A 5,647-nucleotide genomic window follows, 5' to 3' on the forward strand; every position below is an offset into this window, starting at 1 on the left:
ATGTTCCTAATGTTAAACCTGGGGATGTGGTTTCAACTTCTTCTTTTAGTCAGTTGTTTCCTGCTAGTTTGCCGGTGGGAAAAGTGGTTTCGGTGGATATGAATAAAACTCCGGCTCCTGAAGCTACGATTGAGTTTTCTGCACCGATAAATTCTCTGGAGTGGGCGGTGGTGTATCCTCATTCTAAGGAAACAGAGAAACCAGACCCAAATGCTTCGGAATCTCCAACTTCTACACCGCAAGGGGGAGTTGAGAAAAAATGAAGTCTTTACGTCGGATGTCTTCGCGATCGCGTCAATTTCTTAACTTCACCGTCACTTTTACTTCTGTGCTTCTGTGTTTGCTAATTTTGCCCACCCGTATGCCGGGAATGGAACTTTTGGGTATTAGTCCAAACTGGCTGTTAATGTGGGTGGTAGCTTGGAGTATTAAGCGGAAACGCACAATTTGGGGCGCTGCCTGTATGGGGCTGGTTTTGGGATTTTTGCAAGATGGGATGACTGCTCCTCATCCCAGCCACGCTGTGAGTTTGGTGATTGTAGCGGTACTCACGGTTGTTTTGCTGAAAACTTGGTCGATTCCGGCGGATATTGTGGAGAGAGATCCGATTCCGATCGCCTTAATTGTGTTTGGGATGGCTTTGTTGGCGGAAACGGTGATGGGGATTCAATTTTTTGCCATGGGCGATCGGGCTTTAATGGACATTTGGATGGATCATCAACGAATTGCGTTGTGTTCTGCTATTCTCAGCAGTCTCTGGGCTCCCGTGCTTTATTTTCCCCTGAATCGTTTGTGGGAAATGACCAGGAATTTAGAAAAATCGTGAACAACGGCTAAAAAAAATAAAATCTCCAAAACCCCGATTTATTAAATAAATCGGGGTTTTATCAACATTCCTGGACGCAAAAAACCCGGTTTAGTGTTGCAGCCTGAGATATCAGTTGCGCTTAAACCCGTCCTCTGCAACCTAATAAGTGATGAACGGCAATAATCAAGTCGCTGAGGATAAAACTGGGCTGGTATTGTTGTAGTTGATGACGACTGCGAATGCCACAGGTAACGGCAATTGTCGGTATTCCCAATGCTTGTCCTGCCAGGATATCTGCTTCGGTATCTCCGATCATCCAAGCACTACCTAGAGATGACTGAAATTCTTCGGCAACTTCAGCCAATAATTCGGTTTTTAAGGCGGTATAGTTGTGATAAGCTGCATCGGCCATCTGAGTTCCGCAAATACTGGTAAACAGTCTGGCTAAACCGTAATTCTGTAAAATTTGAACGGCTTGATGTTTTGGCCGCAAAGTGACTAATACCAGTCTGACACCACGAGAATGAAGCAGGGCGATCGCCCATTGCACTCCCGGCTGGATACGATCTAAGTGCAACAAGTCCGGCTGATTGACAATGCGACTGACGCATCCGAGAAAAACTGCAATTTCTTCTCCACTCAAACCCGAACTTTTGGCAATTTCAGTATCCGGCACCCGATTTTGCTTCATTTGCCAAAACTGCTGTTTGCTGAGTATTTCCAGGTTGAGGTTGATGCCCCGGATCAGATACACCGCCTGAGTGTCTGCTAATCCCTGTTTATATGTGGTGTAGTAGCGATCGGATACATCGACGATCGGTCCGTCTAAATCGCAAAATACAGTCATTTGGGCGGACGATTCCGCCTCTGAATGTACCTTGTACTGAGCGTTTTCCGATTCCGCAGCGGGTGCAATTAACATAAAACCTTAAGTAAATCAAGAGTAGCCATACATTTCTTTACTTTAGCAAGAAAGTCATAAGTTATAATACAAAAATTTAAGTTACATCATTAAAAAAACCTATTAATTTTTTAATAGATAATTGCTGTGATAGCATGGCTAGTCAGGCTGAGTTCGCTATTGTGGCAGATGGGCGATCGGTCTGTTCATGGATAAATTCGATAAATTTAATCAATTCCATGCAAAAAGCGCTTTTTGTGGTTGTTGATATCCGCTTTAACCATTAAACTTTAGACTTAAGTTTTTCGTCATTTGTAATTATCCCATGCTCAAACAAAGCGATTTTGTTAGGAATTCAGAAACTAATCGAGTAGAAGTGCTTTCGGAAGCACTGCCCTACATTCAACATTTTGCAGGCCGCACGATTGTGGTAAAATATGGCGGCGCTGCAATGAAAGATAGCAATCTCAAAGATCAAGTAGTTCGGGATATTGTATTGCTATCCTGTGTGGGGATGCGTCCGGTTGTGGTTCACGGTGGCGGGCCGGAAATTAATACTTGGCTGGAAAAATTAGGAATTGAGCCCCAATTTAAGAATGGTTTGAGGGTGACAGATGCGGCGACGATGGAAGTTGTCGAGATGGTTTTGGTAGGGAAGGTAAATAAGGAAATTGTTTCCTTAATTAACCAAGCTGGCGGTAAGGCTGTGGGTTTGTGCGGCAAGGATGGTAATTTGATTCAAGCTCGTCCTGATGGCCGGGAGGGGATTGGGTTTGTGGGTGAAGTCAGTGGCGTGAAAATCCAGATTTTGGAGTCTTTGGTGAACAGCGGATATATTCCGGTGGTGTCGAGTGTGGCGGCGGATGAAAATGGTCAATCTTACAATATTAATGCCGACACCGTGGCTGGAGAAATTGCGGCTGGTTTGGGTGCTGAAAAATTGATTTTGATGACTGATACTGCTGGCATTTTGGAGGATTATCACAACCCAGAAAGTCTGATTGTGAAGTTAGATATTCAAGAAGCTCGACAGTTAATTGAGTCTGGGGTTGTTTCTGGGGGGATGATTCCAAAGGTTACTTGTTGTGTGCGGAGTTTAGCTCAAGGTGTGAAGGCTGCTCATATTATTGATGGTCGTCTCGAACACGCTTTGCTGCAAGAGATTTTCAGCGATTCGGGTATTGGATCGATGATTGTTGCTTCGGAGTATAGTGGGACGAAGTAAAATGTATTGACGGACGATCGCCCTTTTGGTTATTTGGGACAATAAGGGCGATCGAGCTTTGACAAGTCCTCATTTCTGAGTCAGTCGTGTGTTATTGTCAACCCACCAAATCCATATATGAGTATCTAGTACAATCATTGTAACACTTCCCAATCTTCCAACGAAACCCCAGGTTCAAACGTTTCATCATAATCAATAACTGTACCGCGCAAAGGATATAGAAAAGTATTTTTCATGGTTTCATTTACCAAATTTAGATAGCTAATGAATTCTCGATATCCATCCAATTCTGTTTGTTCTTCGGAAGTTAGATTTGATGCTTGTTGTTGAGCTGTTAAAGTTTGAATTCGTTCCTGGGTTTGAATAGAAGCGCTGAATATTAAGAGTCCGTTTACTAATTCAATGCGGACAGAACCTTCGCTGGGTAAGCTGTTCGGTAAGTGAGGCAGTTTGAGGGGCGAATTAGCAATCATGGCATTAATTGACTGTATTTGATGTTGGTTTTTTAATTATACCGATCGCTCTGTTGAATTTGACAGTTGTTGCCATGGTGAAATTATAGCGCGATCGCACTTTCGGAAAATAAGGGCGATCGAGCTGTGGGATTCAGCATGGGAAAAGCGATCGGCCTTTTGGTTATTTGGAAAAAAAGGGCGATCGCCATAAATAGTAAAATAAGCTTAACTTTTGAAAAGTAAAAATTAGGTTATGTTAAACTACAATTAGCCTGCCGGGGTTTTAGCATAAGTTATAATCAAGATCGATTTTCTTAAACCATGATAAAAAACTTTAGACTTTTGGATTCTGTGGCGATTCTCAAGCCGATTTCAAATACGCGATTAACTCTAGTCGAACCGGAATACGAATCTGTTTCTAGTTTGCCAGTAGGACTTGTGGGAACTATTGTCGAAGTGTATGATACGGGAAAGGAATGTCAGTATTTAGTGGAGTTTTGTGATAGTCAAGGGATTGAATATGCTATGGCTATTTTGAAAGCAAATGAAATTTTAGTTCTGCAATATGAACTTGCAGTTGCTTAGTAATGTGAGCGGAATATAAGTGCGATAAAAAAGGTAAAAATTTATACTGGCAGTGCCAAGGGAAAATTATGATTTGCTAGGGAAAATCAAGCAAAGATCGTCTTTATACTTGGGGAAGCGATCGCTTAGTCATCTTCATGTTTTTTGGGACGGTTATACCTTTGCCCGCCGTCAACTTGGTATTCCCATAACAGAACAAGAAACAAAGTTTGAGGAGTTTCAAGAATGGATAGAGAATCGATTTAACCAAGCAGACACTCAATCTTGGAGTCGGATTATTCTTTTTTATTCTGAGGATGAAGCCGATGCACTGAAGCGCTTTTTTGATTTATTTGAATAATTTTTGAATAGTGAACAGTTAGCAAAAATTGATGAAACAAATAATTCCGAAATGTGTGATGAGTTGAGTGTTGTAGGTGTAAATGGTTGAGTCGGATATGGAGAGGGATGGGAAAGGGCGATCGCACTTTCGGAAAATAAGGGCGATCGCACTTTTGGCTCTTTGGAGAAGCCGTATCGCGCTTTTGGCTCTTTAGAGAAGCCGTATCGCGCTTTTGGTGATTTGGGATATGGGAGAAAGATAGCTATGACTCTTGACAAGCATCTGCTTGACGATATCCCTCAAATTACTGCGAAAACTTGAATTGACAATCAGAGTAAATCTTCCTCAGATAGCTGGGCTATTTTCATTAAAGCTCTCAAGGTTCCAACTTTCAAATCTTGATTGCGGTGAACAGGAATTGACAAAATTTGCTCTAATTCTGGGTTTTCATAGATATGATGACTGCCAGTAATTCTTTTCAAAACCCAACCTTTCTGCTCTACTATTTTGCAAAGTTGTTTGCCAGAAATAGATTTCATACCGCAATCTCCACAATTTTATCTGTGGAAGCAATGGCTTCACAACTATTAGCAACTTCGAGCCAACCCTCAATAGCATCTTTTAAATTAATCATCACTTCTTCGATGGTGTCTCCTTCGGTGATGCACCCAGGAAGTGCGGGAACTTCTGCCCAATAGCCACCTTCTTCTGCTGGATGAATGATTGCTCTAATTTTCATACATTTATTCAGTTATTTGTTAAGCCTATCATAGCAAATATCAATTAAAGTTTGGCTAATGTTATTGGTAAGTCGTTGAGTTTTTAGGAGCGATCGCGCTTTTGGCTCTTTAGAGGGAACGAATATGGAATTTTCTATCGTGTAGAAGGAGAGTTAATCGGCATTAACAAGAGAAACTTATCAGTAATTACAATTTGGCTCAACCGTAAAATAGACGGCAAATTCCAGTTTATCGCCCTTAAACCTAAAAAGGAGAAATCAACAAATGTTTGACCTCTACCAGCGTGTTTCATTAAATTGCGATTTTCCCGAACATCATCTCAAAAAAGGCGATGTAGCCACCCTCATTGATTATGTCCCCCATCCCAGCAACGGCGAACAAGGTAGCGTGCTAGAAATCTTCAGTGCTACTGGGGAATCAATTGCCGTTGTCATCGTTCCTATTTCTGCAATTTACCCCTTAAGAAACGATGAAATTTTAACTGTTAGCTAGACAGACGGGAATCCCCACACTATACCGCCTCGGTTAGTGTGGGATGAAAGGCGTGTGAGGTGAGGATTCCATCTGTTCACAATCTCAAAGCATAGCTTTGAGGAGTGGGCGGATGGATG

At 42.0% G+C, this 5,647-nt stretch carries 10 protein-coding genes; 6 read left to right on the forward strand and 4 right to left on the reverse strand.

From position 1 onward, the window contains the following. Both AAFP11_RS29450 and mreD read left to right on the forward strand, forming a co-directional pair. A partial coding sequence (locus tag AAFP11_RS29450) for a rod shape-determining protein MreC (protein ID WP_341740202.1) occupies positions 1–263 on the forward strand: 263 nt, incomplete at its 5' end. Then, positions 260–826 (forward strand): rod shape-determining protein MreD, encoded by a 567-nt coding sequence (gene mreD, locus AAFP11_RS29455; protein WP_341740203.1) that lies wholly within the window; start codon positions 260–262, stop codon positions 824–826. The genes AAFP11_RS29450 and mreD, both read left to right, overlap by 4 nt. Before the next feature lie 121 nt (positions 827–947). Here the strand turns inward: mreD and AAFP11_RS29460 are convergent, their stop codons facing one another. Then, positions 948–1,730, reverse strand: a complete 783-nt coding sequence (locus tag AAFP11_RS29460) for an HAD family hydrolase (RefSeq protein WP_341740204.1) — start codon at positions 1,728–1,730, stop codon at positions 948–950. A 304-nt stretch (positions 1,731–2,034) separates the two neighbouring features. On the opposite strand from AAFP11_RS29460, the gene argB reads away from it, so the two are divergent. Then, positions 2,035–2,934, forward strand: a complete 900-nt coding sequence (argB, locus tag AAFP11_RS29465; protein WP_341730562.1) for an acetylglutamate kinase — start codon at positions 2,035–2,037, stop codon at positions 2,932–2,934. 134 nt (positions 2,935–3,068) lie between these two features. On the opposite strand, the gene AAFP11_RS29470 is transcribed toward argB, so the two are convergent. Next, positions 3,069–3,407 carry a hypothetical protein gene (locus AAFP11_RS29470; protein ID WP_341740205.1) on the reverse strand — a complete coding sequence of 113 codons (339 nt, stop codon included), beginning with the start codon at positions 3,405–3,407 and terminating at the stop codon, positions 3,069–3,071. A gap of 303 nt (positions 3,408–3,710) precedes the next feature. On the opposite strand from AAFP11_RS29470, the gene AAFP11_RS29475 reads away from it, so the two are divergent. Both AAFP11_RS29475 and AAFP11_RS29480 read left to right on the forward strand, forming a co-directional pair. Continuing rightward, entirely contained in the window at positions 3,711–3,974 is a 264-nt protein-coding gene (locus AAFP11_RS29475; RefSeq protein ID WP_341740206.1) for a DUF4926 domain-containing protein, read from the forward strand. A gap of 52 nt (positions 3,975–4,026) precedes the next feature. Continuing rightward, positions 4,027–4,314 (forward strand): hypothetical protein, encoded by a 288-nt coding sequence (locus tag AAFP11_RS29480; protein WP_341740207.1) that lies wholly within the window; start codon positions 4,027–4,029, stop codon positions 4,312–4,314. A gap of 311 nt (positions 4,315–4,625) precedes the next feature. Here the strand turns inward: AAFP11_RS29480 and AAFP11_RS29485 are convergent, their stop codons facing one another. Together AAFP11_RS29485 and AAFP11_RS29490 are read right to left on the reverse strand one after the other, a co-directional pair. Further along, positions 4,626–4,835, reverse strand: a complete 210-nt coding sequence (locus AAFP11_RS29485) for a type II toxin-antitoxin system HicA family toxin (protein ID WP_027249129.1) — start codon at positions 4,833–4,835, stop codon at positions 4,626–4,628. Continuing rightward, entirely contained in the window at positions 4,832–5,035 is a 204-nt protein-coding gene (locus AAFP11_RS29490; RefSeq protein WP_341740208.1) for a type II toxin-antitoxin system HicB family antitoxin, read from the reverse strand. Before AAFP11_RS29490 ends, AAFP11_RS29485 begins: the two co-directional genes overlap by 4 nt. Before the next feature lie 265 nt (positions 5,036–5,300). Here AAFP11_RS29490 and AAFP11_RS29495 point away from each other — a divergent pair, with 265 nt between their 5' ends. Further along, a complete protein-coding gene (locus AAFP11_RS29495) occupies positions 5,301–5,528 on the forward strand; it encodes a DUF4926 domain-containing protein (protein ID WP_341740209.1) in 228 nt (75 codons plus the stop codon). Positions 5,529–5,647: the final 119 nt, after the last annotated feature.

This window comes from Microcoleus sp. CAWBG640, from assembly GCF_020883015.1.
Classification (GTDB): Bacteria; Cyanobacteriota; Cyanobacteriia; order Cyanobacteriales; family Microcoleaceae; genus Microcoleus; species Microcoleus anatoxicus.

Excerpts from the sequence above, each read along its gene's own strand:
- AAFP11_RS29495 (WP_341740209.1), top strand. The coding sequence starts at position 5,301 with ATGTTTGACCTCTACCAGCGTGTTTCATTAAATTGCGATTTTCCCGAA.
- mreD (WP_341740203.1), top strand. The coding sequence starts at position 260 with ATGAAGTCTTTACGTCGGATGTCTTCGCGATCGCGTCAATTTCTTAAC.
- AAFP11_RS29490 (WP_341740208.1), bottom strand. The coding sequence starts at position 5,035 with ATGAAAATTAGAGCAATCATTCATCCAGCAGAAGAAGGTGGCTATTGG.
- AAFP11_RS29485 (WP_027249129.1), bottom strand. The coding sequence starts at position 4,835 with ATGAAATCTATTTCTGGCAAACAACTTTGCAAAATAGTAGAGCAGAAA.
- AAFP11_RS29470 (WP_341740205.1), bottom strand. The coding sequence starts at position 3,407 with ATGATTGCTAATTCGCCCCTCAAACTGCCTCACTTACCGAACAGCTTA.
- AAFP11_RS29475 (WP_341740206.1), top strand. The coding sequence starts at position 3,711 with ATGATAAAAAACTTTAGACTTTTGGATTCTGTGGCGATTCTCAAGCCG.
- argB (WP_341730562.1), top strand. The coding sequence starts at position 2,035 with ATGCTCAAACAAAGCGATTTTGTTAGGAATTCAGAAACTAATCGAGTA.
- AAFP11_RS29460 (WP_341740204.1), bottom strand. The coding sequence starts at position 1,730 with ATGTTAATTGCACCCGCTGCGGAATCGGAAAACGCTCAGTACAAGGTA.